28 protein-coding genes and 1 pseudogene are annotated in these 25,575 nt (G+C 72.5%); 13 read left to right on the top strand and 16 right to left on the bottom strand.

Annotation, left to right across the window (positions count from 1 at the left end):
* Positions 1–406, top strand: a 406-nt coding sequence (locus AVP42_RS02195; protein ID WP_197466929.1) for an MFS transporter, incomplete at its 5' end; no start/stop codon positions are given.
* A 414-nt stretch (positions 407–820) separates the two neighbouring features.
* Here AVP42_RS02195 and AVP42_RS02190 read toward each other — a convergent pair.
* Positions 821–2,137 (bottom strand): DUF2254 domain-containing protein, encoded by a 1,317-nt coding sequence (locus AVP42_RS02190; RefSeq protein WP_231878509.1) that lies wholly within the window; start codon positions 2,135–2,137, stop codon positions 821–823.
* A gap of 107 nt (positions 2,138–2,244) precedes the next feature.
* Here AVP42_RS02190 and AVP42_RS02185 point away from each other — a divergent pair, with 107 nt between their 5' ends.
* The 4 genes from AVP42_RS02185 (at position 2,245) to AVP42_RS02170 (ending at position 6,975) form a co-directional block, all read left to right on the top strand.
* Positions 2,245–3,477: a mechanosensitive ion channel family protein gene (locus AVP42_RS02185; protein WP_082846922.1), complete on the top strand. Its 1,233-nt coding sequence runs from the start codon at positions 2,245–2,247 to the stop codon at positions 3,475–3,477.
* 60 nt (positions 3,478–3,537) lie between these two features.
* Complete coding sequence (locus tag AVP42_RS02180; protein WP_197466928.1) at positions 3,538–3,978, top strand: Fur family transcriptional regulator; 441 nt, start codon at positions 3,538–3,540, stop codon at positions 3,976–3,978.
* A gap of 127 nt (positions 3,979–4,105) precedes the next feature.
* Positions 4,106–5,620, top strand: a complete 1,515-nt coding sequence (locus tag AVP42_RS02175) for a catalase (protein WP_067945686.1) — start codon at positions 4,106–4,108, stop codon at positions 5,618–5,620.
* A gap of 206 nt (positions 5,621–5,826) precedes the next feature.
* The gene (locus AVP42_RS02170; protein ID WP_082846921.1) at positions 5,827–6,975 is read left to right on the top strand and encodes a M14 family zinc carboxypeptidase; all 1,149 of its coding nucleotides are present in this window, start codon (positions 5,827–5,829) and stop codon (positions 6,973–6,975) included.
* 200 nt (positions 6,976–7,175) lie between these two features.
* On the opposite strand, the gene purQ is transcribed toward AVP42_RS02170, so the two are convergent.
* Entirely contained in the window at positions 7,176–7,874 is a 699-nt protein-coding gene (gene purQ, locus AVP42_RS02165; protein ID WP_067945684.1) for a phosphoribosylformylglycinamidine synthase subunit PurQ, read from the bottom strand.
* Positions 7,875–7,990: 116 nt separating this feature from the next.
* A pseudogene (gene purS, locus AVP42_RS02160) lies at positions 7,991–8,230 on the bottom strand (phosphoribosylformylglycinamidine synthase subunit PurS); the annotation flags it as partial.
* 90 nt (positions 8,231–8,320) lie between these two features.
* On the opposite strand from purS, the gene AVP42_RS02155 reads away from it, so the two are divergent.
* Positions 8,321–9,625, top strand: coding sequence for a wax ester/triacylglycerol synthase domain-containing protein (locus AVP42_RS02155; protein ID WP_067945682.1), 1,305 nt, complete (start codon positions 8,321–8,323; stop codon positions 9,623–9,625).
* A gap of 3 nt (positions 9,626–9,628) precedes the next feature.
* On the opposite strand, the gene AVP42_RS02150 is transcribed toward AVP42_RS02155, so the two are convergent.
* The 3 genes from AVP42_RS02150 to AVP42_RS02140 all read right to left on the bottom strand — a co-directional run bounded on the left by AVP42_RS02150 (position 9,629) and on the right by AVP42_RS02140 (position 10,689).
* The gene (locus tag AVP42_RS02150) at positions 9,629–9,994 is read right to left on the bottom strand and encodes a hypothetical protein (RefSeq protein ID WP_067945680.1); all 366 of its coding nucleotides are present in this window, start codon (positions 9,992–9,994) and stop codon (positions 9,629–9,631) included.
* Between the two features lie 63 nt (positions 9,995–10,057).
* A complete protein-coding gene (locus tag AVP42_RS02145; RefSeq protein WP_157356684.1) occupies positions 10,058–10,315 on the bottom strand; it encodes a hypothetical protein in 258 nt (85 codons plus the stop codon).
* A gap of 35 nt (positions 10,316–10,350) precedes the next feature.
* Positions 10,351–10,689 carry a hypothetical protein gene (locus AVP42_RS02140; RefSeq protein ID WP_067945676.1) on the bottom strand — a complete coding sequence of 113 codons (339 nt, stop codon included), beginning with the start codon at positions 10,687–10,689 and terminating at the stop codon, positions 10,351–10,353.
* A 399-nt stretch (positions 10,690–11,088) separates the two neighbouring features.
* On the opposite strand from AVP42_RS02140, the gene AVP42_RS02130 reads away from it, so the two are divergent.
* Positions 11,089–11,517, top strand: coding sequence for a DUF1304 family protein (locus tag AVP42_RS02130; RefSeq protein ID WP_067945672.1), 429 nt, complete (start codon positions 11,089–11,091; stop codon positions 11,515–11,517).
* On the opposite strand, the gene AVP42_RS02125 is transcribed toward AVP42_RS02130, so the two are convergent.
* The 3 genes from AVP42_RS02125 to kynA are packed head-to-tail and all read right to left on the bottom strand — an operon-like array spanning position 11,514 to position 14,702.
* On the bottom strand, positions 11,514–12,737 hold the full coding sequence (locus tag AVP42_RS02125) for a kynureninase (protein ID WP_231878508.1): 1,224 nt from the start codon (positions 12,735–12,737) through the stop codon (positions 11,514–11,516). The genes AVP42_RS02130 and AVP42_RS02125 overlap by 4 nt on opposite strands.
* A gap of 31 nt (positions 12,738–12,768) precedes the next feature.
* Positions 12,769–13,812: an amidohydrolase family protein gene (locus tag AVP42_RS02120; RefSeq protein WP_067945693.1), complete on the bottom strand. Its 1,044-nt coding sequence runs from the start codon at positions 13,810–13,812 to the stop codon at positions 12,769–12,771.
* A 5-nt stretch (positions 13,813–13,817) separates the two neighbouring features.
* Positions 13,818–14,702 carry a tryptophan 2,3-dioxygenase gene (kynA, locus tag AVP42_RS02115; protein ID WP_067945668.1) on the bottom strand — a complete coding sequence of 295 codons (885 nt, stop codon included), beginning with the start codon at positions 14,700–14,702 and terminating at the stop codon, positions 13,818–13,820.
* A 101-nt stretch (positions 14,703–14,803) separates the two neighbouring features.
* Between kynA and AVP42_RS02110 the strand changes: the two genes are divergently transcribed.
* Positions 14,804–15,100: a DUF1905 domain-containing protein gene (locus AVP42_RS02110; protein WP_067945666.1), complete on the top strand. Its 297-nt coding sequence runs from the start codon at positions 14,804–14,806 to the stop codon at positions 15,098–15,100.
* Positions 15,101–15,317: 217 nt separating this feature from the next.
* The gene (locus AVP42_RS02105) at positions 15,318–15,959 is read left to right on the top strand and encodes a TetR/AcrR family transcriptional regulator (RefSeq protein WP_157356683.1); all 642 of its coding nucleotides are present in this window, start codon (positions 15,318–15,320) and stop codon (positions 15,957–15,959) included.
* 27 nt (positions 15,960–15,986) lie between these two features.
* Here AVP42_RS02105 and AVP42_RS02100 read toward each other — a convergent pair whose 3' ends face one another.
* Both AVP42_RS02100 and purD read right to left on the bottom strand, forming a co-directional pair.
* Positions 15,987–16,931, bottom strand: coding sequence for a phosphoribosylaminoimidazolesuccinocarboxamide synthase (locus AVP42_RS02100; protein ID WP_067945662.1), 945 nt, complete (start codon positions 16,929–16,931; stop codon positions 15,987–15,989).
* A 54-nt stretch (positions 16,932–16,985) separates the two neighbouring features.
* The gene (gene purD / locus AVP42_RS02095) at positions 16,986–18,296 is read right to left on the bottom strand and encodes a phosphoribosylamine--glycine ligase (protein ID WP_067945660.1); all 1,311 of its coding nucleotides are present in this window, start codon (positions 18,294–18,296) and stop codon (positions 16,986–16,988) included.
* Between the two features lie 65 nt (positions 18,297–18,361).
* On the opposite strand from purD, the gene AVP42_RS02090 reads away from it, so the two are divergent.
* Positions 18,362–18,766, top strand: a complete 405-nt coding sequence (locus tag AVP42_RS02090) for a sterol carrier family protein (RefSeq protein WP_067945658.1) — start codon at positions 18,362–18,364, stop codon at positions 18,764–18,766.
* A 43-nt stretch (positions 18,767–18,809) separates the two neighbouring features.
* A complete protein-coding gene (locus AVP42_RS02085) occupies positions 18,810–19,283 on the top strand; it encodes a hypothetical protein (RefSeq protein ID WP_231878507.1) in 474 nt (157 codons plus the stop codon).
* Here AVP42_RS02085 and AVP42_RS02080 read toward each other — a convergent pair.
* Positions 19,256–19,705 (bottom strand): hypothetical protein, encoded by a 450-nt coding sequence (locus tag AVP42_RS02080; RefSeq protein WP_067945656.1) that lies wholly within the window; start codon positions 19,703–19,705, stop codon positions 19,256–19,258. The two genes, AVP42_RS02085 and AVP42_RS02080, sit on opposite strands and share 28 nt — an antisense overlap.
* 66 nt (positions 19,706–19,771) lie before the next feature.
* A complete protein-coding gene (gene purF, locus AVP42_RS02075; RefSeq protein WP_067945653.1) occupies positions 19,772–21,229 on the bottom strand; it encodes an amidophosphoribosyltransferase in 1,458 nt (485 codons plus the stop codon).
* A 342-nt stretch (positions 21,230–21,571) separates the two neighbouring features.
* Between purF and AVP42_RS02070 the strand changes: the two genes are divergently transcribed.
* Together AVP42_RS02070 and AVP42_RS02065 are read left to right on the top strand one after the other, a co-directional pair.
* Positions 21,572–22,519 carry a serine protease gene (locus tag AVP42_RS02070; RefSeq protein ID WP_067945651.1) on the top strand — a complete coding sequence of 316 codons (948 nt, stop codon included), beginning with the start codon at positions 21,572–21,574 and terminating at the stop codon, positions 22,517–22,519.
* Between the two features lie 103 nt (positions 22,520–22,622).
* Complete coding sequence (locus tag AVP42_RS02065) at positions 22,623–23,558, top strand: serine protease (protein ID WP_067945649.1); 936 nt, start codon at positions 22,623–22,625, stop codon at positions 23,556–23,558.
* A gap of 74 nt (positions 23,559–23,632) precedes the next feature.
* Here the strand turns inward: AVP42_RS02065 and AVP42_RS02060 are convergent, their stop codons facing one another.
* From AVP42_RS02060 to AVP42_RS02050, 3 genes are all read right to left on the bottom strand, one after another.
* Positions 23,633–24,364 carry a glutamine amidotransferase gene (locus AVP42_RS02060; protein WP_067945647.1) on the bottom strand — a complete coding sequence of 244 codons (732 nt, stop codon included), beginning with the start codon at positions 24,362–24,364 and terminating at the stop codon, positions 23,633–23,635.
* Between the two features lie 32 nt (positions 24,365–24,396).
* Complete coding sequence (locus AVP42_RS02055; protein WP_067945645.1) at positions 24,397–24,831, bottom strand: hotdog fold thioesterase; 435 nt, start codon at positions 24,829–24,831, stop codon at positions 24,397–24,399.
* A gap of 112 nt (positions 24,832–24,943) precedes the next feature.
* Entirely contained in the window at positions 24,944–25,564 is a 621-nt protein-coding gene (locus AVP42_RS02050) for a zinc-binding alcohol dehydrogenase (RefSeq protein WP_067945643.1), read from the bottom strand.
* Positions 25,565–25,575 lie beyond the last annotated feature (11 nt).

The following is a 25,575-nucleotide window of genomic DNA, read 5'->3' as shown; positions in this document are numbered from 1 at the left end:
GGCGGCACTGTCCACCGTCGTCGCGCTCTGGGCGCCCGGCGCGTGGCTGTACGCGTCTGTCGCCGTCGCCGGCGTCGCGTACGCAGGAATGCAGTCGCTCCCGATGGCGATGCTGCCCGACGTGATCAGTCACGACGCCGCTCGACACGGGACCGGGCGCGCCGGAGCTTTCGGCGGCGTGTGGACGGCCGGGGAGACCACCGGCTTCGCCCTCGGCGCCACGGTGCTCACGGTCGTCCTGGCCGCCACGGGATACGTGGAACGCACCGCGGCCATGCTCGTCTGGCAGCCGCCGGCGGCGATCGCGGGCATCGTCCTGAGCTTCAGCGTCGTCCCCGCCGCCCTCGTGCTGGCGAGCCTGATCCCGCTCGCGCGGTACCGGCTCCGACGCGCGGACATCGAGTGACCGCTCCGAACGGCGGCCGCAGCCCCGGACGTAAGCTGAGACGACCGCCGCGAAGGAGAGCGCCGTGACCCCGGACACCCTGCCCCTGGAACGCCGCGAAGAGATCGACGCCGCCCTCGCCGCGGTGGCGAAGGGCGCGCGGACGTGGACGCTGCTCACCCTCGGTCAGCGCCGAACCCTCCTTCGACGCGTGCGCGCGTCCGTCGCCGCCGTCGCCGCCGTCGGCGCCGCCGGGGTGGACGGCCGGGGCGCGGTTCCATCGGTCATGGGGTTCCTCCGTGTGCGGGGTGCGCGGCGGGCGGGATCCCGCCTCGGACCAGCGTCGTCCCGGACGCTATGGGCCGCCCATGATCGGGCCCGAAGCCCACCGAGAACCGGCCGCCGTGCCGGGTGCTCGCGTGCCGGCGCCGAGCGTCAGGGCCGTGTCGGCTCGTCAGCCGCGTCGAGCACACGTCGCGCGTCGGCCTCGAGCTGGGCGAATCGACGCCGTTCGACCTCGTCGTAGTCCTGGCGCGCAACGGAGGCGGAGAGGCGGTCGAGCTGCTCTCGCAGCGCTGCACGTCGTTCCGCATCGCGAGTGCGCCACGCGACGTCTGCGATGAGCCCGTAGAGCCGGGACACGACGTCGGGATCGCCGGCGCCGTATCGTCGCGGCTGTTGCAACGCGGTCTCGAGGAGGGCTGCGAAGTCGGTGCGACACGGCACCAGCCGGGCGCGTCCGGCCGCGTCCACGAGGGACGGCGGTTCCGGGGGAAGCTCGGCCAGGTCGGCCAGCACCGCGGCCAGGTGGCTGAGGGCGTGGACGGCCGTCGTCGGGTCGTTGACGCCGGGCGACAGGGCTTTCGTCGCGATGTCCGCCAGCTGGCGTACCCCGTATCCGATGTCCTGGCGGGGCGTGCGCTCGTACGAGATCGAGACCGCGTTCCTGATGCCATCGCCGACCGGATCGGCCCCCGCCCGATCGGGGATCGCCGATGCGTCCTCGGCCGTCCACCACGAGGCCATCGGCGTGCCCGCCACGATGCTCGAGCCGACGGCCAGCCGCTCGCGGATGACGACGTCGTGCTGTTCGGCGAGGTCGACGAGGCGGGCCCGGTCGATCGACGTGACGAAGCCGGACCGGTTGGCGACGACCCGATGCTCCGGGCGATCCGCCGGTGCGGTCGGGATCGTCTCGGTGCCATCCGGCCGGTCCTCCGCGAGGAGCTCCACGGTGCGCGACGCCTCCGAGTGCACGTCCTTGAGCATGGTGTCGACCCGGAGGATCCGCGCGAGATGGCCGAGGAAGAGGATCAGCACGAGCATGCTCACGACCGTGAGCAGCACGGCGAACGTGACGGAGATCCGCGGCACGGCGAGGTTCCCGCCCGCGTCGGAGACGGTGCGCAGCACCACCAGCGCGTAGGCGAAGGTGCCGAGGAAGGCCGCGAGCGTCCAGTGGACCATCGGGTCGGAGGCGAAGAGTCGCAGCAGCCGGGGCGAGGCCTGGCTGCTCGCGAGCTGCAGCGCGACCACGGTGAGGGAGAACGTGAGCGAGGTCGCAGTGATCAGCGACCCGCTGATGGTCGTGAGGACGGCGCGGGCGGCGTCGACGCCGCCGCTGAAGACCCAGGCCGCGATCGCGGACGGCAGCTCCTCGTCGACGGCGCGGTCGAGTTCCGGCAGCAGGACGCCGAGCGCGACGCCGACCAGGAGGGCCGCGGCCGGGATGGGCCAGAGGCGGGAGGCCACTGCTTCGGAGAGTGCGGAAAGCCTGCGCCGGGTCCCGTTCGATCGATCGGACATGCCACCCCCTCGTCGGCAGCCTACGCTGGGCCTCGACCGGAGGGAGTCTCCACATGCCCGACACCGCCACCTGGCCGCCCGGAGCCGTCCTCGCGATCGCGCTGCTCGCGGTCGCGGCATCCGTCTTCGTCGTCTCGGCGATCGCCTCGCTCGTGGTGCGTGCGGTCGCGCGGCGTCGCAGTTCGGCGAACATCCTGATTCGGCGGGCGCGCTGGCCGTTCCGCACGGTGCTCCTCATCGGCGGCATCGCGATCGCGATCGCCCTCGCCTTCCCGGACGAGCCGTGGCGGCCGGTCGTCGACCACGCCGTGCTCATCGCGCTCATCGGCGCCGGCGCGTGGCTCGTGGCGCAGGTGCTGCTCTTCCTCGCCGACGTCGGCGAACGCCGGTACGACGTGGGCGTCGCCGACAACCGGGTGGCCCGCAAGGTGCACACGCAGTTGCAGGTCGTCCGCCGGCTCGTGGTGGTCGTCGTCGCGCTCGTCGCGATGGGGGCGATCCTGCTCACGTTCGACGGCGTGCGCGCGGTGGGCGCGAGCCTGCTGGCCTCGGCCGGCATCGCGTCGATCGTCGCCGGTCTCGCGGCGCAGTCGGTGCTCGCGAACGTGTTCGCGGGCGTCCAGCTGGCGTTCTCCGAGGCGATCCGCGTCGACGATGTGGTGGTCGTCGAGGGGGAGTGGGGCCGCATCCGCGAGATCACGCTCACGTACGTCGTGGTGATGACCTGGGACGAGCGGACGGTCGTGCTGCCGTGCACCTACTTCACGACGAAGCCGTTCCAGAACTGGACCAAGTACGGCAGTGCGCTCATCGGCTCGGTCGAGCTCGACGTCGACTGGCGGGTGTCGACCGACGCCATGCGGGAGGAGCTCGACCGCGTGCTCGACGGCACCGACCTCTTCGACGGGCGCACGAAGGTGCTGCAGGTCACCGAGGCGACCGGCGGGCTGGTGCGCGTGCGCGTCCTGGTCAGCGCGGCCGATTCGGCCGCCCTGTGGGACCTGCGCTGCCTCGTGCGCGAGGAGCTCGTGGAGTGGGTGCGCGACCAGGACCGCGACGCGCTGCCCCGCCAGCGCGTCCTCCTCGGCGAGGCCGGCGAGGCGACGACCGACGAGGGGCGAGCGGATGCCGCGCCGCGGGCCCGACGCCCCGACGACGCCGCGCCGCGCGAGCGCGCCGGGCTCTTCTCGGGCAGCGATGAGGGCGAGCAGCGCGCGTCGGAGTTCACGGCTGCGATCCCGGTCGTCGAGCCCGGCGCCGAGGACCCCGACGGCGCCCGTCGCTGAGCAGAGGTGCGCATGCCTCAGTTGTTTTGATCCATTCAAAACAACTGCTAGGTTCGAGGCATGGCGACCGCGATGCACCGAGACGAGGCCGAGGCGCACCTGCGCGCCGCCGGGCTCAAGGTGACCGCACCGCGCCTGGCCGTGCTCGAGGCCGTCACCGGCAACGGGCACCTCGACGCCGACGCGGTGCACGCCCGCGTGGTCGACGCCCTGCCCGGCACGCCGCTGCAGTCGGTCTACAACGTGCTCGGCGCCCTGCACGGCGCCGGTCTCCTGCGCCGCATCGAGCCCGCCGGCTCTGCCGCCCTCTACGAGAGCCGCATCGGCGACAACCACCACCACGTGGTGTGCACGCGCTGCCACGCCGTCGCCGACGTCGACTGCGTCGTCGGCGAGGCGCCCTGCCTCGTGCCGTCCACCGCGGGCGGCTTCGCCATCCACACCGCGGAGGTCACCTTCTGGGGCCTCTGCGCCGACTGCCAGCGGGAGGCCACCGGCTAGTCCGGCGGCATCCGCTCGCCCCGGCGCCCCTGCGCGCCGACCGCCCGACCGGGGCGGTGCTCGTCGTGCCTGCACGTCCTGTCCCGACCCGGCCGCGGCATCCGTTCACCGAAGAGAGAAGGACGACATGTCGAACCCCGCGAACCCGCCCGTCACGACCACGCAGACGGGCACGCCCGTCGCGAGCGACGCGCACTCGCTCACCGTCGGCGCCGACGGCGCCACGGTGCTGCACGACCGGTACCTCGTCGAGAAGCTCGCGCAGTTCAACCGCGAGCGCATCCCGGAGCGCATCGTCCACGCGAAGGGCGGCGGCGCGTTCGGCCGGTTCGAGGTCACCCACGACGTGTCCGCCTACACGCGCGCCGCGCTCTTCCAGCCTGGCACCGAGGTCGAGACGCTCCTGCGCTTCTCGTCCGTCGCCGGGGAGCAGGGCTCGCCCGACACCTGGCGCGACGTGCGCGGCTTCTCGCTGAAGTTCTACACGACCGAGGGCAACTACGACATCGTCGGCAACAACACCCCGGTGTTCTTCATCCGCGACGCCATCAAGTTCCCCGACTTCATCCACTCGCAGAAGCGCCTGCCGGGCTCGGGCCTGCGCGACGCCGACATGCAGTGGGACTTCTGGACCCTCTCGCCCGAGTCGGCCCACCAGGTCACCTACCTCATGGGCGACCGCGGCCTGCCGAAGTCGTGGCGCGAGATGCAGGGCTACGGCTCGCACACCTACCAGTGGATCAACGCCGCCGGCGAGAAGTTCTGGGTCAAGTACCACTTCCGCTCGCAGCAGGGCGACCTCCACCTGGATGCCCCGACCGCCGAGGCCATCGCGGGTGCCGACGCCGACTTCTACCGCCGCGACCTCTACGACGCCATCGAGCGCGGCGAGTTCCCGAAGTGGGACCTGCACGTGCAGGTCATGCCGTACGAGGACGCGAAGACCTACCGCTTCAACCCGTTCGACCTCACCAAGGTGTGGCCGCACGGCGACTACCCGCTGATCCCGGTGGGCACGCTCACGCTCGACCGCAACCCGCAGAACTTCTTCGCCGAGATCGAGCAGGCCGCGTTCTCGCCGGCGAACACCGTGCCGGGCATCGCGATCAGCCCCGACAAGATGCTCATGGCGCGCGTCTTCAGCTACCCCGACGCGCAGCGGTACCGGGTGGGCACGAACTACAACCAGCTGCCGGTGAACGCGCCGCACGCGGCATCCGTGCACAACTACTCGCAGGACGGCGCGGCGCGCTACCACTTCAACGCGCCCACCGCGCCGGTGTACGCGCCGAACTCGTTCGGCGGACCGGTCGCCGACGCCGCGATCGCGGGCGAGGGCGGCTGGGAGGCCGACGGCGAGCTCGTGCGCACGGCGTACACCCTGCGCGCCGAGGACTCGGACTTCGGCCAGGCCGGCACCCTCTACCGCGACGTGTTCTCGGCGGAGGCGAAGGCGCGCTTCCTGGAGACGCTGTCGGGCCAGGCGCACGCGATCACGATCGACGAGATCCGCGAGCGGTTCTTCCGGTACTGGACGAACGTCGACGCCGAGCTCGGCACCTCGCTGCGCGAGGCGTACGCCCGGGGCGTGAACGCCGAGGCTCCGCAGCAGCCCGACGCCGACGAGGACGCCGCGGCCTAGTCGCGGATCCCGGTTCGTCCGCTCCGCGCCGATTGTTGGACGATCGGTGCGGAGCGGACGGTCGACTCCGGACGCGCGTCTCTTGCCCCCATGCCGACCACGTCCGTAGGCTCGGGCCCACGTCCTTGGGAAAGCCTCTTCCGGATGGCCGTCCCGAGGACGCGTGCCGCCTTCACCGGCACGTCCGTTCCATGGGGGAGTCACCGATGACCTACGGCCCGAAGCCACCGCACCGCCACCGCCGCACCACCGCCATCGCCGCCGCCGCGGCGTTCGCCGTCGCCATCCCGTTCACGTCGGGCGGGCCCGCGCTCGCTGGGCCCAACTTCCCGTCGCCCGAGGGCAACACCAACATCTCGAGCATCGTCACCTACGACGACCTCATCACCCAGCTCGAGCGACTCGAGAAGACCTCGCGCTTCGACGTCGACGTGTTCACCCTCGCCGAGGTGGGCACCGCCGTGTCGACCTCCGAGCAGGGCCGCGACCTCTACGTCGCGACCGTCGGCGAGGGCGACGAGCACGTGTGGCTGCAGGGCCGCATCCACGGCAACGAGCCGTACGGCACCGAGTCGCTGCTCGCCGTGCTGAAGGAGATGGGCACCAACGGGTCGGCAGACTGGCAGCTCCTCCGCGAGACGTACACGTTCCACGTGATCCCGATGTACAACCCCGACGGCTCGGAGATGAACATCCGCCAGACCGTCCTGCAGGACGGCACGTCGAAGCGGATCGACCTCAACCGCGACTGGGGCGTGGGCAAGTTCGAGGCCGCCGAGTCCGAGGCGTTCTACGAGTACTGGACCATGGTCGACCCGGCGTTCGCCATCGACATCCACCACCAGGGCCTCAAGCGCGAGTACGGAACCGGCGACGACGTCACCCTGTCGCTCGGCATCTCGCTCGCGCCCGGCGGCCCGACGCTGCCCGGCATCAAGGGCGGCGAGTACGACGTGCTCACCCGCCAGATGCACGTGCACGTCTACGACGAGCTGCAGAAGGCCGGCTACATCAACATGGACCGCTACCAGGTCGGCGGAAGCCTCGAGATCGACATCAAGGGCGGCGTCGTGTCGGCGATGATGCTCGGCCTCGACCACGACGGGCTCAACCCCGAGGGGCACAGCAACCCGGCGATCTTCTTCGAGACCAGCGGCAACACGAGCGACGGCAGCCTCGGCCAGAAGGCGCGCGGCAAGTCGATCCGCCAGAACGTGCTGGCGCTGACCGAGCTGCTGGTCGGCATGGCCACCGGTGAGGTGCAGCAGGAGGACCCGGCGCGCTGGGACGAGATCCCGCACGCGCCCGTCACCGGCTACCAGACCGACACCGGCGTCATCCCGATCGGGTACTGAGTCCCGGTCCGACGAGGGGCGGGGTGGCCGGCGGCCACCTCGCCCCCTTCCCGTCTCCGGGAAGGGCGTCGGTCGCGGCGGGCGCCGTCGACGCGCCGCGAGGGGACGCGAGCCCGCAGGGCCGCGGCGTGTCGCGTCCCCTCGGCGAGCGAACGAGTCCGGCGTCGCGGGCGCGGCGCGCCGCGGGAAGGCCGGAGCGGCTACGCCTCGACGAGCGAGCGGCGCACGACGCTCGCGAAGAACCCGAGCCCGTCGACGCCCGACCGCATCGCGGCCGCGGTGTCGGGGCCGAAGCCGGGCTCGACCGCGTGCTCGGGGTGCGGCATGAGGCCGACCACGTTGCCGCGCTCGTTCGTGATGCCTGCGATGTCGCGCAGCGACCCGTTGGGGTTCACGCCGACGTAGCGGAACACCACGCGGCCCTCGCCCTCGAGCCGGTCGAGCGTCTCCTCCGACGCGATGAAGCCGCCCTCGCCGTTCTTCAGCGGGATGGTGATCTCCTGGCCCTTCGCGAACTCGGTGGTCCACGCGGTGTCGTCGTTCTCGACGCGCAGCACCTGATCGCGGCAGATGAACGCGCCGTGGTCGTTGCGGATGAGTCCGCCCTCGAGCAGGTGCGCCTCGGTGAGCATCTGGAAGCCATTGCAGATGCCGAGCACGGGCATGCCCCGGTTCGCCGCGTCGACGACCTCGGTCATGATCGGGCTGAGCGAGGCGATCGCGCCGCACCGGAGGTAGTCGCCGTAGCTGAACCCGCCGGGCAGGATGAGCGCGTCGACGCCCTCGAGGTCGTGCGAGCCGTGCCAGAGCGCGACGGGCTCGCCGCCCGCGAGGCGCACCGCGCGCTGGGCGTCGCGGTCGTCGAGCGAGCCGGGGAACGTGATGACGCCGATGCGCATGCGGGGGCCTCCGTGGGTCTCGGTCAGTGGGTCTCGCCCGCGGGCGCTTCGTACCCGTCGTGGTGAGCGGATGCCGCATCGGCGGCCTCGGCCGCGAGCTCGGCGTTCGACTGCTCGTAGTGGATGCCGACCACGTCTTCGATGACGGCGTTCGAGAGCACGTTCTCGGCCAGCGCCGCCACCTCGGCCTTGATCGCGTCGTCGACCGGTCCGTCGACGGTGAGCTCGAACCGCTTGCCCACCCGGACCCCGGTGATCGACCCGTGCCCGGTGCGGGCGAGGGCGCCGGCGACGGCCTTCCCCTGGGGGTCGAGCAGTTCGGCCTTGGGCATCACGTCGACGACGATGGTGGGCACAGCGGTGCTCCGTTCGGTGGGGACGGTGAGGGTCGCTCCGATTCTACCGGGCGCCGACCCGCCGGTCGTCGCCGGTCGTAGACTGCGGCGATGGGGGAGGTGGGCGTGCGGCACGAGCCGCTCTCACCGGCCGACGCGTCGAACATCGTGATCGACGCGCCGGACCAGGTCAACGCGTTCCTCATGGCGGGCCTGCTGGCTCCGGGCGGCGTCGTCGCATCCGACGGGACGGTCGACCTCGCGGTCCTGCGCACCCGATTCGCCGCGCGCCTCCCGCGGGAGGCGCGGCTGTCGCAGCGCGTCGCCCGGGAGGGTCGACGCCTGGTGTGGGCCGAGACCGCGGTCGACCTCGACCGGCACGTCCGGCTCCTGGACGCCGTCGACGGTCCGGCGGGCTTCGAGGCCCTGTGCGCGCGCCTCATGGTCACCCCGATGCCGATGGACCGGCCCCTGTGGGAGCTGCTCGTGGTACCCGGCGCGGCGCCCTCGCGGGTCGGGCTCGTGCTGCGCATCCACCACGCGCTCGCCGACGGCATCGCCGCGGTCCGGCTGGTCGAGGTGCTGCTCGGTGCGGGTGAGGGGCCGACGGATGCCGCCGCGCCGGCCGCGTCGCCGACGGCCCCGCGCCCGCGTCGCAGCCTGCGCGAACGGTTGCGGACGCTCGGCTCGGGGTGGGAGCGGACGACCGCCGTGTTCCGGCCGGTCCTGCCGCCGACGGTGCTGCTCGGGCGGATCGGGCCGCGACGCGGCGTCGCGTTCGTCGACGCATCGCTCGACGCGCTCGCGCGCGGCGCCGCAACCGCCGGGGGCACCGTGAACGATGCGCTCCTGGCGGCGGCGGTCGCGGCGGCGGAAGCCGCGCTGCGGGAGCGCGGCGAGCCGGTGCCGCCCGCCGTTCCCGCGAGCGTGCCGGTCGCGCTCGCCGACCGGGGTCGGTCCGGCAACGCCGTGGGCGTCATGCTCGTCCCCCTGCCGACCGGAGAACCGGACCCGTCGACGAGGGTGCGGCGGATCGCCGACCTGACTCGGGCGCGGAAGGCGGACGCGCGGTCGCGCGGGTCCTACGAGCTCACCCGTACCCGGTTCGGCACCGTGCTGTTCCGCCGACTGGTGCGGTACCAGCGGCTGATCGCGATGTTCGTGACGAACGTGCCGGGGCCGCGGCATCCGCTCGCCGTCGCGGGCGCCCCGCTCGAGCGGGCGTGGCCACTCGCGCCCATCCAGGGCAACGTCCGCCTGGGGGTGTCGGCGCTGTCGTACGACGGGCGGCTCCACTGCGCCGTGCACTGCGACGCGGACGCCGTGTCGGCGCGGGTGTTCGGCGACGCGCTCCAGGGCGAGCTCGACCGGATCGCCGCACTCGACGGGATGCCGGGCCCTGCCGTCGGCGGGTGAGGATCAGCGCCGGAAGATCGCGCGCGCGATGGCGCCGACGCCCACGAGGAGCGCGATGCCCGCCGCGACGGCCACCCCGAGCACGAGGGCGGGGTTCTCGCGGTACTTCTCCTCGAGCCAGTCCGACGCGTCCTCGAAGAGGTCCTCGGCGTCGTCGAGCGCGTCGACCGCGACCGCACGCGCCTGGCTGGCCGCATCCGAGAGCGCCGCGGCCCCGCGTTCCGCCGCCTCCGCCGCGGCGTTCCGCATGGCCTCGAGCGACGCGTCGGCTTCGCGTGCGGCCCGATCGGCCGCGGTCTTGGCCTCGTCGACGGCCGCCTCCACCCGCTTGTCGAGCTCGTCGCTCGGCTGGTTCGTCGCATCCGTCATGGACCCGTCCCTTCCATCGGAGCGTTCACGCCGACCCGGGGTCGGCGTGGTGATCCGGCCATGCTACGCGCGTCCGCCGACGCCGTGGTCCTTCGAGGCGTCGTCGGCGACGACGCCGTCCTCCGTGGTGGGCAGCTCGCGCAGCTCCGGTCCGCCGTGCGCCGCCGGGTCGTCGTGCTCCTCGGCGTCGCCGTCCGCCGCGGCCGTATCCATCGACGTCACCGGCTGCTTGGGGTCGGGCGAGGCGCTGCCCGGGCGACCGTACGACCCGGTGCTGCCGGTGGAGGTGCCGGTGCCCTCGGTGCCGTCCGTGCCGCCCATGCCGTCAGATCCGTCGACGGCCCGGCCGTCGCCGCTCATCGACGCCGTCCGAGCGCTCGCGCGATGATGCCGAGGACGACGAGACCCGCCACCGCCGCGCCGATCACGACGCCGGGCCGGCGCCGGTACTCCTCCTTGACCTTCTCCGACCATTCGCCCGTGACGCGCTTGGCGTCCTCGGCGAACTTGTCGAGGTCGGCGCTGTCGGCGGCCTCGCGAAGCTTCGCGGCCGCGGTGCGGGCGGCTTCGGCCGCCGCATCCGTCGCCTTGCCGATCGGCGTGCCCGACGGGGCGCCGACCGAGTCGACGGCCTCGCGGTCACCGCTGTCGACGTCCTCGCCGGGGCCGGCGGGCGCCGCGGTCGAACCCTTCAAACCCTTCGACAAACCCTTCGAACCCGTCGAACCCGTCGAACCCGTCGAACCCGTCGAACCCGTCGAACCCGTCGAACCCGTCGGACCGGTCGGACCCGACGATCCCGAAGTGGTCGTCCCGGTCACCGATTCCGAGCCGATCGGCGGCGTCGGGGGCATCGTGGTCGAGTCCTCGGCTCCCGAGGCTCCGGCGTCGGTGCGTGTCGTCTTCTCGTCGCTCATGCTCGTCGCTCCTTCGGTCGAGGCGTCCGCGGATGCTGCGAAGCGCCACCGGAGCAGTCTCGTCCGTCCGGCCGGTGAGGTCGAGGCCGTTGACACGTCGGCGGACACCGCGTAACGACGCCCGTGCACCCCGTTCGGGGGTGGCGGGCGACCCGGTGGGCGAGGATCATCCGCCCTATGACCCTCACCGCGCAGGTCCTCGCCGGGCTCATGGCGCTGACCCTGATCGTGGTCGGCGCGCTCGAGACCTTCTTTTTCCGCAGCGCGGCGCTCTACCCGATCTTCCTCATCGAACCGGGCGAATACGATGCCGTCGCCCTCTGGACTCGCAACGTCGGCGTGTACAACATGCTGATGGGGATCGCGACCGTCATCGGGATCGCCCTCGTGCGGCGCGGGCAGGTGGCGGCGGGTCGGGCGCTCGTGCTCGCCTTCGGCGGCATGCACGTGGTGCTGGGACTGACGCTGCTGTTGACGGCTCCGGAACTCTGGCTTTCGGCACTGTCCGAATCCGGACTCGCGCTCGCGGTGGTGGTTGCGGTGCTCGCGGGCGACCGCCGCGCCGGCCGTGAACGCCACCGTGCCGACGCGTCCCGCGCGACCTAACCCAGCCCCGCGCGCTCGGCGAGGACCTCGCGGAGCACCTCGCGCGTGACGTCGAGGCCGCGATGCACCTCCTCGAAGCTCGTCGAGAGCGGCGCGAGCCCGATGCGCAGCCCGCCGACGTCGCGATAGTCGGGGATCACGTCGCGCTGCCAGAGTCGCGCCGTGACCTCGCGCATCGCCTCGTGCTGCAGGATCACGTGGCCGCCGCGCTCCTCGGGGTCGCGCGGCGAGCCGACCGTGACGCCGAGCGGCGCCAGCCACTCGTCGGCCAGGTCGATCGCGAACTCGGTGAGCGCGACCGACTTGGCCCGGATGGCGGGCATGCCCGCGTCCTCGATCATGCTGAGCGTCTCGCGCATCGCGATCATCGCCGAGATCGGCGAGGTGCCGCTGACGAAGCGACGGATGCCGCTCGCGGGCACGTACTCCGGCCCCATGGCGAACAGGTCGGCCGTGCCGAACCAGCCCTGGATCGGCTGCCGCAGCAGGCGGTGCAGATCGTCGCGCACGTAGGCGAACGCGGGCGAGCCGGGCCCGCCGTTGAGGTACTTGTACGTGCAGCCGACCGCGAGGTCGAAGTCCCAGAGGTCCGCGTGCACCGGCACCGATCCGGCCGAGTGGCAGAGGTCCCACAGGACGAGCGCGCCGCTGTCGTGCGCGATACGGGTGAGCTCCGGGGCGTCGGCGAGGTACGCCGAGCGATACGAGACGTGGTTGAGCACCACGAGGGCGGTCTTCGGGCCGACGGCCTCGGCGAGCTGCTCGGAGGTCACGCCGCGCGTGAGGTCGACGTCGATCCAGCGGAGGCGGCATCCGGTCTCGTTCGCGATGCCCTCGAGCACGTACCGGTCGGTGGGGAAGTTGTCGCGATCGACGACGATCTCGCGACGCTCGGGGTCGCGAGCGAGCTGCGCGTCGACGGCGGCCCGCGCGAGCTTGTAGATGAGCACCGTCGTCGAGTCGCCGATCACCGTCTGGCCCGCCTTGGCCTGGATGACCGCGCGGCCGATCTGGTCGCCGATCTCGTACGGCAGGTTCAGCCAGGACTCGTCCCAGCCGCGGATGAGGCGCCCGCCCCACTCCTCGCGCATGAACGCGGCGACGCGGTCGATCGCCGACGCCGGCGGCCGGCCGAGCGAGTTGCCGTCGAAGTAGACGAGGTCGGTGTCGGCGCCGACGAAGCGCTTGCGGTGGTGCGCGAGGCCGTCGGAACGGTCCATGCGCCGGGCGTAGGCGAGCCGGGGGTCCATGTCAGCGGGGCTCCAGTTCCTCGGTGGGGACGATCCGGGCGGTGGCGAGCCACGCGGCGAACGCCTCGGGCTCGGCGAGGTCGGCGCCCGCGGGCGCCGGGTCGGGCACGAACGTGGCCACGCCCGCATCGGTCCAGTCGGCGGTGCGCTCGGGCCACGGGTCGGCGAGCGCGGCGATGACGGCGGATGGCGCGAGCCCGGCACGCACGAGCGCGGCGACCTCGTCGGGGTTCACGCCGGGGGAGAGATCGCCGTTGCCGAGGTCGGTGCCGTAGAGCACGCGGCCGCCGGCGGCGTGGAAGCGGCGCAGGTTGTCGATGGCGACCTCGGCCGCCGCCGCGTCGTCCCGTACGTGGATCGCGAGGGTCGAGATCCACGCCTGCCCGCCGGCGACCGCGGCGGCGACGAGGGCGTCGTCGAGCCGTTCCGTGAACGGCGCGTGCACGAGCACGTCGACGCCCGCCTCGATGGCGAGCGCGGCCATGCCCGCACCCTCGGCGTGGGCCGCGACGGGCAGCCCGCGGCTCCGGGCCATCGCGAGGACGGCGTCGAGGGTCGGACGGTCGAAGACCGGCCCGGCGGACGCGTTCAGCGCGACCTTGACGACGGAGGCCCCGAACCGGTGCTGCTCGTCGACGGCGGCCTCGATCGGCCCGGCGAGCGCCCGGTGCTCGAGCGCCGCATCGCCCGCGCCCTCGCCCGCGCCGACGAGCCGGAGTTCGCGGACGCTGCCCTCGGGGGCCCACGACCGGCCGGCCGGGTAGCCGCCCGGCGCCGTGAGGAACGCCCCCGCGTACCTGACGTGCGGCAGGCCCTCGGTGCGCGCGATCGTCGCGATCGCACCCGGGTCGGCGCCGAGATCGACGACCGCGGCGACGCCGCGCGCGACCGCGGCATCCGGATCGGTCAGCTGCAGGTGCACGTGGTGGTCGACGAGCGGCGGCAGCATCGTGCCGGTCTCTCCCGGGTGGTCGCCGTTCAGCGAGCGGCGCACGGGTCGCGCAAGCGGTCCGAGGGCGTCCGAGGTGCCGGCGGCATCCGTCATCGCGGTCACCCCGGGATCTCGGTGCGGACGGCGAACAGCTCGGGGAAGAACGTGAGCTCGAGCGCTCGCCGCAGGAACGGCGCGCCGCTGGAGCCGCCGGTGCCGGTCTTCGAGCCGATGATGCGCTCGACGGTCTTGAGGTGCCGGAACCGCCAGAGCTGGAAGTTGTCCTCGAGGTCGACGAGCTCCTCGCATGTCTCGTACGCCGACCAGTGGCGGTCGGGATCGGCGTAGATCGCGGCGAAGACGGGTACGAGTTCGGGCCGGAAGGTCCAGGCTTCGGTGACGTCGCGCTCGAGCACCTCGGCGGGGATGTCGTAGCCGGCGCGCGCGAGCAACCGCAGGAACTCGTCGTAGATGCTCGGCGACTCGAGGGCGTGGCGCAGGATGGCGGTCGCCGAGGCATCGGCTTCGAAGACCTGCATCATCCTGGCGTTCTTGTTGCCGAGCACGAACTCGACGGCGCGGTACTGGTAGGACTGGAACCCGCTCGCGTTGCCGAGCACGCCGCGGAACTGCGCGTACTCGGTGGGCGTGAGCGTGGCGAGCACCGACCACTGCTCGGTGAGGGTCTTCTGGATGTGCTTGACCCGTGCGATGCACTTCAGCGCGGGGGCGAGCTCGTCGGCGCGCATGAGGTCGCGTGCGGTCTCGAGCTCGTGCAGCACGAGCTTCAGCCAGAGCTCGGTGGTCTGGTGCTGGATGATGAACAGCAGCTCGTCGTGGTGCTCGGGCCGGGAGATGGGGCGCTGCGCCGAGAGCAGCGTGTCGAGGTCGAGGTAGCCGCCGTAGCTCATCCGGTCGCTGAAGTCGGTGACGACGGATGCCTCGATCCGCCGCGTGTTCGCCTCGACCCCGTCGTCGGCGAGCTGCTCGTCGTGTGCTGCCACCCGGCCAGCCTAGCCAGCGGGCCGGTCGCGCCGTCAGGGCCGTCGGGACGCTCGGGTCCGGGACTCCGGACGGGTCGGTGGGCGCGGGTAGGGTCGGCGCCATGGAGGAGACCTACCGGTTCACGAGCGAGCTCTACCGGTGGAGCGAGCGGGCGTCCGACACCTGGTACTTCGTGGACGTGCCCGCGGAGGAGTCCGACGAGATCCGCGACCGCCCCCGGATGCCGCGCGGGTTCGGTTCGATCCGCGTCGAGGCGACGATCGGCGGCACGACGTGGCGCACCTCGATCTTTCCCGGCCGCGAGCGGTACGCGCTCCCCGTGAAGCGCGCCGTGCGCGAGGCCGAGGGGGTCGAGCCGGGCGAGCCGGTGGAGGTCGTCATCCGCACGCTCGACTGATCCCGTTCGGGACGACGCGGCGGATGTTCCCCCGGGCAGTGGGCTGCCCGCCATCCGCCGCGTCGCGGTTCGCCACGTGGGCGAGCGTCCCCCGGTTCGGGTACCAAGCGGAGGATGCTGTCCGAATCCTACCTGCCGCCATCGGGGGGAGCCAAGCCCCCAGGGCGCGGGCACAAGGGCCCGAAGGACTCGCAGGCGACGGGCGTAGATTGTGGTCGTGGAATCCCCCGTGACGATGCGCAGGGATGCGCGACGCAATCGCGAGCGCCTCATCGTCGAGGCGAAGCGACTCTTCGCCGAGCGCGGCGTCGACGCCCCGCTCGACGAACTCGCCAACCGGGCCGAGGTGGGCGCCGGCACGCTGTACCGGCACTTCCCGTCGAGGGACGCGCTCATCCGCGCGCTGTACGACGACGGCGTCGCCGAGCTCCACGCGTACGGTCCCCGGATCCTCGAGGCGCCGACGGGCTGGCAGGCCGTCGAGCGCTGGCTCGAACTCCTCTCGGGCTGGCTCGCCGAGCGCCCGTACATCCCCGGCATCATGCGCCGCATGGCCGAGATCGAGCCCGACCACCGTCCGGGCATGGAGTTCCAGGCGCTCATGGACGGCATCGTCGAGCGCGCCAAGGCCGAGGGGTCGCTCCGGCCCGACGTGACCGCGGTCGACCTCAGCATCCTCGTCGACATGCTCGGCTCGCTCGGACAGTACGGCGGTGCGTACCTCCCGTACTGGCGCCGTCAGCTCACGATCGTGATCGACGGCCTGCGAGCCCGGCCGGATGCCACGCCCCTGCCCGGGGTCGCGCTCGAATTCGATGCGTTCCACGACATGTCGCACCGGAAGCGCCCGGCCGACTAGCGGGGCGCCGAGCCGCGCGAGCCGCGCTCAGAGCGCCTGCGTCAAGCGCTCCACGAGCGCGCGATACCGCTCCGCCGTCTGCTCGACGACCTCGGCCGGCAGGACGGGCGGTTCCTCGGTCTCGTCCTGGTTCCAGTTCGCGGCGAGCCAGTCGCGCACGATCTGCTTGTCGAAGCTCGCCATCCGCACCTCGGGCGTCGGGCCGGTCAGGTACGCCTCGAGGTCCCAGTAACGGCTGGAGTCGCTCGTGAGCACCTCATCGGCCAGGGTCACGATGCCGAGTTCGCGGTCGGCCCCGAACTCGAACTTCGTGTCGGCGAGGATCAGCCCGCGCTCCTCGGCGACCTCCGAGGCGTGCGTGAACACCGACAGCGAGAGCGCACGCAGCTGCTCGGCGACGGTCTCGCCGACGAGCTCGACGGTGCGCTCGTACGTGATGTTCTCGTCGTGCTGACCCAGGGGGGCCTTCCACGCGGGGGTGTAGATCGGCTCCGGCAGCCGGTCGCCGTCGGCGAGGCCCTCCGGCAGGCGGATGCCGGCGATCCCGCTGGTCTCGACGTACTCCTTGTACCCGCTGCCGGTGAGGTACCCGCGCACGACGCACTCGATCGGGAACATGTCGAGTGCGCGGCAGAGCATCGCACGGTCGGCCACCTCGGCCGGCACGGGCGGAAGGTCGTGGTAGCGGTCGTCCTCGGCGTAGGCGAGGTGGTTCGGCACCTCGGGCAGGCGGTCGAACCACCAGCGCGTGAGCGAGGTGAGCAGCGCTCCCTTGCCGGGGATCGCGGGTTCCAGCACGTGGTCGAACGCGCTCACGCGATCGCTCGCGACCACGAGCACCACGGGCGAGAGCGACATGGGGTCGCCCGTCCAGGTGTCGTCGTCGGTCATGAGCACGGTGGGCACGTACAGGTCGCGCACCTTGCCCGAGTAGACGTGCGTCCAGCCGTCGAGTCCGTTCGCGTCGGTCATGGCCGTCTCCTCCTCGTCACGGATGCCGCAGCCCGGCGGGTGCGGCGAACCTCGTCAGTCCGCGACGCGCGCGGCGATGTCGGTGCGGTACTGGCCGCCTTCGAGACGCAGGTGGCCGATCGCCTCGTACGCGCGGCGCCGGGCCTCGGCGAACCCGTCGCCGACGGCGACGACGTTGAGCACGCGCCCGCCCGTGGCGATGAGGTGCGGCTCGGTGTCGTCGGCGGTCGAACCGACGGCGGTCGCGGCGTGGGCGACGTGCACCCCGGGCACGGATGCCGCATCCAGGAGCCCGTCGATCCGTCGGCCGGTCTCGGGCGACTCGGGGTACCCCTCGCTCGCGAGCACGACGGTGACCGCGGCGTCCGGACGGAACTCTGGGCGCGGCTGCTCGGCGAGCCGGCCGGTCGCGGCCGCGTAGAGCAGGCCCGACAGCGGCGTCGCGAGGCGCGGGAGCACCACCTGGGTCTCGGGGTCGCCGAAGCGCGCGTTGAACTCGATGACACGGATGCCGCGGCTCGTGATGATCAGCCCGGCGTAGAGCAGCCCGATGAACGGCGTCTGCTCCTCGTCGAGGCGGCGGATCGTGGGCAGGGCGATGGTCTCGATGACCTCGTCGACGAAGGCCTGTTCGCTGCCGAAGCGCTCGTCGAGCCAGGGCAGCGGCGAGTAGGCGCCCATGCCTCCCGTGTTGGGGCCCTCGTCGCCGTCGCGGAGGCGCTTGTAGTCCTGGGCGGGCGAGAGGGGCAGCACGTTCGAGCCGTCGGAGAGCAGGAACAGCGAGACCTCGGGGCCGTCGAGGAACTCCTCGACGAGCACCGGCCCCTGCTGCAGGTAGTGCGCGGCGTGGGCGATCGCGGCCTCGCGATCCTCGGTGACGAGGACGCCCTTGCCGGCGGCGAGGCCGTCGGCCTTCACGACGTACGGGGAGCCGACCTCGTCGAGTGCGGCGATGACCTTGGGCAGCGAGTCGACGAGCTCGGCGCGACCGGTCGGCACCCCGGCGGCCTCCATGATGCGCTTGGCGAAGGTCTTCGATCCCTCGAGCTGCGCCGCCGCCTTGGCCGGGCCGAAGGTCGCGATGCCGCGCGTGCGCAGGGCGTCGGCGACGCCGGCGACGAGCGGCGCCTCGGGGCCGATGACGACCAGCTCGATGTCGTTGTCCATCGCGTAGTCGGCCACGACGACCGGGTCGGTCGGGTCGAGTGCGATGGTCTCGACGCTGCCGCGCGCCGACGACGTGGCGGATGCCGCGATGCCCGCGTTGCCGGGCGCGGCCACGATCTCGTGCCCCGCCTCCTCGTCGAGCAGGGCGAGGATGATGGCGTGCTCGCGCGCGCCCGAACCGAGGACGAGGATTCTCACCCCGTCAGGCTACCGGAGCGCCCTCCCGGCGACACGGGCCGTGACATCTGGGGGAGGATGGGCGCATGGCACGCGCGCGGATCGGGGACGACATCGGGAGGGCCGCCGTCGCGGTCGTCGTGCAGGTCGGCGGAGACGGGCTCGCGTCGGGAGAGGCGCCGTCGGTCGACCGCACCACGCTCGCGCTCGCGGTGCGCTACACCCTGCAGTTGCTCGCCGAGCAGGCGCCGGGCGGGTCGGTCGAGGTCCGCGTGCCGCCGTACGGCGCCGTGCAGTGCGTCGAGGGTCCGCGGCACACCCGCGGCACCCCGCCGAACGTCGTCGAGACGGATGCCGCGACCTGGCTCGCCCTCGCGACCGGCCGGCTCGACTGGGAGGGCGCCCGGTCGAGCGGGCGGGTGCACGCCTCCGGGCAACGCGCCGACCTCACCGGCACGGTGCCGGTGATCGACGCCGAGCGGCTCCGCTGACGGCGCCCATCCCGCGCTGAGGCGGGTGGGGGAGAATGGCACGGTGACCGATGCGCCGAACCGCCCCGAGCCGACCGACCCCGAGCCGAGCACGCCGGGCGAGCCGACGCGACCGGCGGCGCCGGAGGCATCCGTCGACCGGGTCGTCGCGCCCGAGGCCGACCACCCGCGCGTGGAGCGCATGGAGGTCGAGCCCGAGCCGGGCGAGCACCTCGAGACCGACGTGACGAGCGACGCGGTGACGGTCCGCCGTGCGCCGCGCTATCCCGCGTTCATCCTCGCCGGGGTCGCCCTCGGCGTGGTGGTCGCGCTCGTGCTCACGTTCGCGTTCCCCGAGAACGCCGAGTTCGATCGTGGGCAGGTGTTCGGCTTCCTGCTGCTGTGGGCGGGCGCGATCGGGGCCGCGGTCGGCGGCATCGTCGCCCTCCTCGTCGATCGGATGCTCGCGCGTCGGGGCCGCTCCGCCGTGGCCGAGCACGAGGACACGCACTACGTCGACGACGACCGCGCGTCCTGAGCCGGCGGGGCCGGTGACGGTCCTGTTCCGCGGGCCCCGAGCAGCATCCGCTCGAACTCGTCCACGCTGCCGCCCGCGCGCTCGAGGTCGGCGCGACGGAGCACCGCGCGCCAGCCTCCCGCCGGATCGCGCGCGAGCACCACGGGCAGCCCGGTCTCCGCGATGACCGCCTGCGCGGCGGCATCCGTCACCTCGTTGCGGTGGGCGAGCGCGAACGACGCACCGAGGCGCGCGACCATCGCGTCCCAGGCCGGCTTGCGCCGCCAGGTGTGGGTGATGTCGCACAGGGCGCACTCCGCGCGACCCAGCAGGTGGCCGATGACATACCTCACCTCGCCGACCACGCCGCCGTCGGCGTCGTACACGCCGAGGTAGTCGATCGTCGGTGCAGCGGATGCCGCGGCATCCGTGGTCTCGCCCATGACCGCATCGTGCCAGCGCACGCTGGAGAAGCGCCGTGGCCCGGCTGGAAGGACGCCCGGGCGGCGTCAGCTGAGCTGGGTGCGCTCCACCCAGTCGAGGTACTCGGGGGTGACCGTGCCCGTCACGTACTCGCCCGTGAAGCAGGAGAGGTCGAGCTCGCCGATGCCGGTGCCCTCGGTGATCGCCGCCTGGAGGTCCGCGACCTCCTGGTAGATCATGTTGTCGGCGTTCAGCTCGCGAGCGATCTCAGGGATCGGGCGGCCGTGGGCGATGAGCTCGGCGCGGCTCGGCATGTTGATGCCGTAGACGTGCGGGTAGCGGACGGGCGGCGCCGCCGAGGTGAAGGTCACCTTGTTGGCGCCCGCCGCGCGGGCCATCTCGACGATCTCCTTCGACGTGGTGCCGCGCACGATCGAGTCGTCGACGATGAGCACGTTCTTGCCGCGGAACTCGGTGCCCATGGCGTTGAGCTTCTGCCGGACCGAGCGCTTGCGCTGCGCCTGCCCCGGCATGATGAAGGTGCGGCCGACGTAGCGGTTCTTGTAGAAGCCCTCGCGGTACTCGATGCCGAGCTTCTGCGCGACCTGCATCGCGGCGGGGCGGGACGAGTCGGGGATCGGCATCACCACGTCGATGTCGCCCTGGTCCATGTGGGTCTCGATGGTGGTCGCGAGCCGGTCGCCCATCCGCAGGCGCGCCTCGTACACCGAGATGCCGTTCATGACGGAGTCGGGTCGGGCGAGGTAGACGTACTCGAACGAGCACGGCACGAGGCGGGGATCCGTCGCGCACTGGCGCGAGATCATCTCGCCGTCGAGGGTGATGAAGATCGCCTCGCCGGGCTCGACGTCGCGCACGACCTGGTAGTCGCCGTTCTCGAGCACGAGCGACTCGGATGCCACGATCCACTCGTCCTTGCCGGCCTCGGTGGTGCGCTTGCCGAGGATCAGCGGCCGGATGCCGAACGGGTCGCGGAAGGCGAGCAGCCCGTAGCCGGCGATCATCGCGATGACGGCGTAGGAGCCCTCGACGCGCTCGTGGACGAGCTCGACGGCGCGGAAGACCTGGTCGGGGTCGAGCTCGAGGCCCGTGATCTGGCCCTGCAGCTCGGTGGCGAGCACGTTGAGGAGCATCTCGGTGTCGCTCGTGGAGTTCACGTGGCGCCGGTCGATGCGGAACAGGTCGCCCGACAGCTCGCGCGTGTTCGTCAGGTTGCCGTTGTGCACGAGGATGATGCCGTACGGCGCGTTCACGTAGAACGGCTGCGCCTCCTCCTCTCGCTCGGCCGCACCCTTGGTCGTGTAGCGCACGTGCCCGAGGCCCATCGTGCCGAGCAGCGACCGCATGTCGCGCGTGCGGAACGCCTCGCGCACCTGGCCGCGTGCCTTGTGCATGTGGAACACGGAGCCGTCGGCCGTGGCGATGCCCGTCGAGTCCTGGCCGCGGTGCTGCAGGAGCAGCAGGCTGTCGTAGATCTGCTGGTTGACGGGCTCGGTGGAGACGATGCCGACGATGCCGCACATGCGCGCGATGGCTCCTCGTAGGGGTGGGTGGGAGTCCGAGCTGGACGCTCAATCCTCCCACACGCGCGCGTGTGAGCCGGCTGGACGGATGTCGGTGCTCACCTGAGCACCGGCGTGCGCCGTGGTCCGCCGAACGCGGCGGCGGCGCAAACGATGAACGCTACTGCACGGAAGGGTTCTTGTGCCGACCTTTTCGGGATAGCGGTATCACGCTGTCGGAATCCGCGAAATCGTGACCCCCTTCTACCCCCGAACGGGGGGTGCATGTCAGGCTCACCGCACCGAACACACCCGGGCCGGAACCCTACCTCCGGCTCGGAACGCCTACAGAAAGGGCAACCGATGAAACGCTCCTTCCGTGCCGGCCTCGCCGGCGTGGCGCTCGTCGCCTGCAGCCTGCTGGCTGCGCCGCTCGCCGCGAACGCCGCACCGCCGGAGGTGCCGCCGGGCGTCGACCGCCGGGCCGTCCCGGCCGCCGAGCAGGCTGCCGCCGCCGAGTACTGGACGCCCGACCGCATGCGCTCGGCGATCCCCGCCGACGTGCTCCTCCAGGGCAAGCGGGCGACGACGCCCGCACCCGAGGTCGCCGCCGGCGCGCCCGTCACCTACGGCAAGCCCGTCAAGGGAGACGCGCCGCAGCCGAAGGCCACGAACGAGAACCCGGTGCGCAACATCGGCAAGGTCTTCTTCACCCTCAACGGAGCGAACTACGTCTGCTCGGGCAACTCGGTGAGCGCGCCGAACGCCAGCCTCGTCTCGACCGCGGCCCACTGCGTCCACTCCGGACCGGGTGCCTACGCCACGAACTGGGTCTTCGTCCCCGCCTACCAGAACGGCAGCGCCCCGTACGGTCGCTGGACCGCGACGGCGCTCGTCGCCCCCTCGCAGTGGACGCAGAGCGGCGACATGAGCTACGACGTCGCCTTCGCGAAGGTCGCGCCGCTGTCGGGTCGCACCCTCGCCGCGACCGTCGGCTCCACGGCGATCGCCTTCAACCAGGCGCGAGGCCTCTGGTACAAGGCCTACGGCTACCCGGCCGCGTCGCCGTTCAACGGCCAGACGCTCAAGGGCTGCTCGGGCACCGCGACGCAGGACCCGTACCGCCAGACCATGTCGCAGGGCATCCCGTGCGACATGACCGGCGGCTCGTCCGGCGGACCGTGGTTCCTGTCGTCGGGTGCGCAGAACTCGGTGAACAGCTTCGGCTACAACGCCATCCGGAACGTCATGTTCGGGCCGTACTACGGCACGGTGGCGCAGAGCACCTACTCGGCCATCGCGTCCTACTGACGCGATCAGCGGGGCGCCTCGGGACGGGCGCCCCGCTCCCTCCGGGTGCCGAACGCGACCCGGCACGCCCCGCACCGACCTCCGACGAAAGGACCATCCGTCCATGAAGCTCACCTCCTTCCGCGCCGCCCTCACCGGCGCGGCACTCGTCGCGTGCGGCCTGCTGGCCGTGCCGACCGCGGCCTCGGCCGCACCGCCCACGCCACCGCCCGGGATCGACCAGCGCGCCGTCCCGGCCGCCGAGGCGGCCGCGGCATCCTCGTACTGGACCGCGGAGCGCATGCGCGCGGCGATCCCCGCCGACGTCCTGCTCGCCGGGAAGACGGCGTCGACGCCCGCGAGCAAGGTCGCCGCGGGCGCCCCGACGACCTACGGCGGGTCGGCGACCGCGATGGCCGCGGCCGAGGCGCCGGTGTCGAACATCGGCAAGGTGTTCTTCACGCTGAGCGGGAAGAACTACGTCTGCTCGGGCAACTCCGTGAGCGCCGCCAACGCGAGCCTCGTCGCCACCGCCGCGCACTGCGTGCACGGCGGCAAGGGCAAGTACGCGACGAACTGGGTGTTCGTGCCGGCGTACGAGAACGGCAGCGCACCGTACGGCCGCTGGACCGCGACGACGCTCACCGCCCCGACCCAGTGGACGCGCGGCGGCGACATCACCTACGACGTCGCCTTCGCCAAGGTCGCCCCGCTCAACGGCCGCACCCTCTCGGCGACCGTCGGCGCGACGCCCATCGCGTTCAACCAGGCGCGCGGTCTCGCCTACGACGCGTTCGGCTACCCCGCCGCCGCACCGTTCGACGGGCAGACCCTCCAGTCCTGCGCGGGCACCGCGAGCCCCGACCCGTACGGCCAGACGCAGTCGCAGGGGATCCCGTGCGACATGACCGGCGGCTCGTCCGGCGGACCGTGGTTCCTGTCGTCGGGCGCGCAGAACTCGGTGAACAGCTTCGGCTACAACAACATCCCCGACGTGATGTTCGGGCCGTACTACGGCTCGGTCGCGCAGAGCACCTACGCGACCGCCGCCGCGGGCTGACCCACCGAACCGGAGCGCCTCGCACACTCGTCGGTGCGGGGCGCTCCGTCGCGCGCCCGCGAGCGGAGGCCCGGTTACCGCGCGTGCAGTTCCACGAACGTCCGCAGCATCCGACTCGGCTCGGACACCTCGGCGCGACGGGCCGACGCGAGCGTGAGCTCGAGCTCGTCGGCGGCGAAGTACCCGTGGTCGGCGTAGGCGTGGATGCGCACGATGATGCCGTCGAGGTCGAGCTCCGGGTGGAACTGCGTCGCATAGACGTTCCGGCCCACGCGGAACACCTGCACCGGACACCCCGGCGACGAACCGAGCAGCGTCGCTGCGCCCGGCAGCGTGCGGATCGCCTCCTTGTGCCCCACGAACGCGTGGAAGGTGCGGGGCATCCCCGCGAGCAGCGGGTCGACCTCGCCGGCCTCGGTCAGCGTCACCGGCACGACGCCGATGCGCTCGCCGTAGGTGCGGTCGATGGTCGCGCCGATGTGCGCGCCGACCGTGCCGACGCCGTAGCAGGCGCCGAGGAACGGGAAGTCGCGCGCGATGACCCGGTCGAGCAGGCTCGCGAACTCGGCCTCGACCCGGTGCTGCACCGCCGACTTCCGCTCGGGCGGATCGGACGCGTTGAACGGGCCGCCGCCGACGAAGATGCCCGAGAGCTCGTCGAGGTCGAGGGGCGGCATCCGCTCGGCCTCGAGCCGCACCCGGAGCAGGTCGCGCTCGTCAAGCCCGGTGGCGCGCAGGAAGAGCGCGTACTCCTGGTCGGCGGGCACGTCCTCGGCCCGCGTGGCGAGGAGGACGAAGGGCTTCACGGCCCCACGATACGCGCGAGGCGGGGTCCGCGTCAGTACTGCGAGGGCGTCGCGAGCACCGCCATCGTGCAGCGCGACACGCACACCAGGCGCCCCTGCTCGTCGGTGATGCGGATGTCCCACACCTGGGTGGTGCGCCCGCGCGTGATCGGACGGGCCTCGCCGTACACCCAGCCCTCGGTGACGGGACGCACGTGGTTGGCGTTGATCTCCATGCCGACGCAGTAGAACTGCGCGGGGTCCACCGTGAAGGAGGCGCCCCAGCTCGCGAGCGTCTCGGCGAGCGCGACGGACGCGCCGCCGTGCAGCACGCCGGCGGGCTGGCGGGTGCGGTGGTCGACGGGCATGCGGCCCTTCAGCGAGTCCTCGGTCAGCTCGGTCATCTCGATGCCGAGGGTGCGGATCATGGCGTGCTCGCCGCGCGAGTTCGCCCACTCCAGCGAGGGCTCGCCGAACCAGATGCTCATGCGCTCGAGTCTGCCACGGGCGCCGAGCTCGGCGGCGGGGTCTCGGTACGGGCGCTTCGCGTCCTACTCGACCACCGGGGCGCTTCGCGTCCTGCTCGACCACCGGGGCGCGTCAGGCGAGTTCGGCGATGATCGGGTGGATCGCGTCGTCGAAGGCCGCGGCATCCGCTCGCAGCTGGTCGGTGACGGCGACCGTCTTGCGGCCGATCCACCAGACCCCGGATGCCGCGAGCGGGAGCACCTCGACGTTCAGCTCGAACGAGTGCGCGCGCCGCCCCACCTCGCGCTCGTGCTCGGCGATCGTGCCCGCATAGGCCCGGTACGTGTCGCCGGAGCGGGCGGCCGACGCGGTCCGGTAGCGCTCGTGCGCCCAGTCGGCCCAGGCGAGCGCGGCCTCCGCGTGCGGCCGGATCGAAGCGGCGAGCGCCTCGGCGCCCGAGACGGGGAGGGCGATCGCCGTGCCGTACTCGTCGATGAGCTCGAGCGGCACCGGCGAGGGGTGGTCCTCGGGCTCGACGGTCATGGCCCACCATTCGCGCCACTGCTTCTCGAGGGCGTCGTGCGCGTCGACGTCGCGCGGCACGGGGTCGGAGCCGATGCGGCCCACGTCGCGCAGGCGCGGCAGCTCGGCGGGTGAGGCGATGCCGAGCACTTCGCGCAGGTAGAGGGCGAGCAGCACCCCGGTGCTCGCGTTCTCGCGAATCACCCACGACGGCGTGGACCCCGCGTGCATGTCCCGATTCT

This window comes from Agromyces sp. NDB4Y10 (assembly GCF_001620055.1).
GTDB classification, from domain to species: domain Bacteria; phylum Actinomycetota; class Actinomycetes; order Actinomycetales; family Microbacteriaceae; genus Agromyces; species Agromyces indicus.
The sequence above is the reverse complement of the archived record's forward strand: the minus strand, read 5'-3'. Positions and strand labels throughout refer to the sequence as shown.

Bases quoted from the DNA above. Each gene is read 5' to 3' on its own strand.
- AVP42_RS02185 (WP_082846922.1), top strand. From the start codon at position 2,245: ATGCCCGACACCGCCACCTGGCCGCCCGGAGCCGTCCTCGCGATCGCG.
- AVP42_RS02180 (WP_197466928.1), top strand. From the start codon at position 3,538: ATGGCGACCGCGATGCACCGAGACGAGGCCGAGGCGCACCTGCGCGCC.
- AVP42_RS02175 (WP_067945686.1), top strand. From the start codon at position 4,106: ATGTCGAACCCCGCGAACCCGCCCGTCACGACCACGCAGACGGGCACG.
- AVP42_RS02170 (WP_082846921.1), top strand. From the start codon at position 5,827: ATGACCTACGGCCCGAAGCCACCGCACCGCCACCGCCGCACCACCGCC.
- purQ (WP_067945684.1), bottom strand. From the start codon at position 7,874: ATGCGCATCGGCGTCATCACGTTCCCCGGCTCGCTCGACGACCGCGAC.
- AVP42_RS02155 (WP_067945682.1), top strand. From the start codon at position 8,321: ATGGGGGAGGTGGGCGTGCGGCACGAGCCGCTCTCACCGGCCGACGCG.
- AVP42_RS02150 (WP_067945680.1), bottom strand. From the start codon at position 9,994: ATGACGGATGCGACGAACCAGCCGAGCGACGAGCTCGACAAGCGGGTG.
- AVP42_RS02145 (WP_157356684.1), bottom strand. From the start codon at position 10,315: ATGGGCGGCACGGACGGCACCGAGGGCACCGGCACCTCCACCGGCAGC.
- AVP42_RS02130 (WP_067945672.1), top strand. From the start codon at position 11,089: ATGACCCTCACCGCGCAGGTCCTCGCCGGGCTCATGGCGCTGACCCTG.
- AVP42_RS02125 (WP_231878508.1), bottom strand. From the start codon at position 12,737: ATGGACCGTTCCGACGGCCTCGCGCACCACCGCAAGCGCTTCGTCGGC.
- AVP42_RS02120 (WP_067945693.1), bottom strand. From the start codon at position 13,812: ATGACGGATGCCGCCGGCACCTCGGACGCCCTCGGACCGCTTGCGCGA.
- AVP42_RS02110 (WP_067945666.1), top strand. From the start codon at position 14,804: ATGGAGGAGACCTACCGGTTCACGAGCGAGCTCTACCGGTGGAGCGAG.
- AVP42_RS02100 (WP_067945662.1), bottom strand. From the start codon at position 16,931: ATGACCGACGCGAACGGACTCGACGGCTGGACGCACGTCTACTCGGGC.
- AVP42_RS02090 (WP_067945658.1), top strand. From the start codon at position 18,362: ATGGCACGCGCGCGGATCGGGGACGACATCGGGAGGGCCGCCGTCGCG.
- AVP42_RS02080 (WP_067945656.1), bottom strand. From the start codon at position 19,705: ATGGGCGAGACCACGGATGCCGCGGCATCCGCTGCACCGACGATCGAC.
- purF (WP_067945653.1), bottom strand. From the start codon at position 21,229: ATGTGCGGCATCGTCGGCATCGTCTCCACCGAGCCCGTCAACCAGCAG.
- AVP42_RS02070 (WP_067945651.1), top strand. From the start codon at position 21,572: ATGAAACGCTCCTTCCGTGCCGGCCTCGCCGGCGTGGCGCTCGTCGCC.
- AVP42_RS02065 (WP_067945649.1), top strand. From the start codon at position 22,623: ATGAAGCTCACCTCCTTCCGCGCCGCCCTCACCGGCGCGGCACTCGTC.
- AVP42_RS02055 (WP_067945645.1), bottom strand. From the start codon at position 24,831: ATGAGCATCTGGTTCGGCGAGCCCTCGCTGGAGTGGGCGAACTCGCGC.
- AVP42_RS02050 (WP_067945643.1), bottom strand. From the start codon at position 25,564: ATGCACGCGGGGTCCACGCCGTCGTGGGTGATTCGCGAGAACGCGAGC.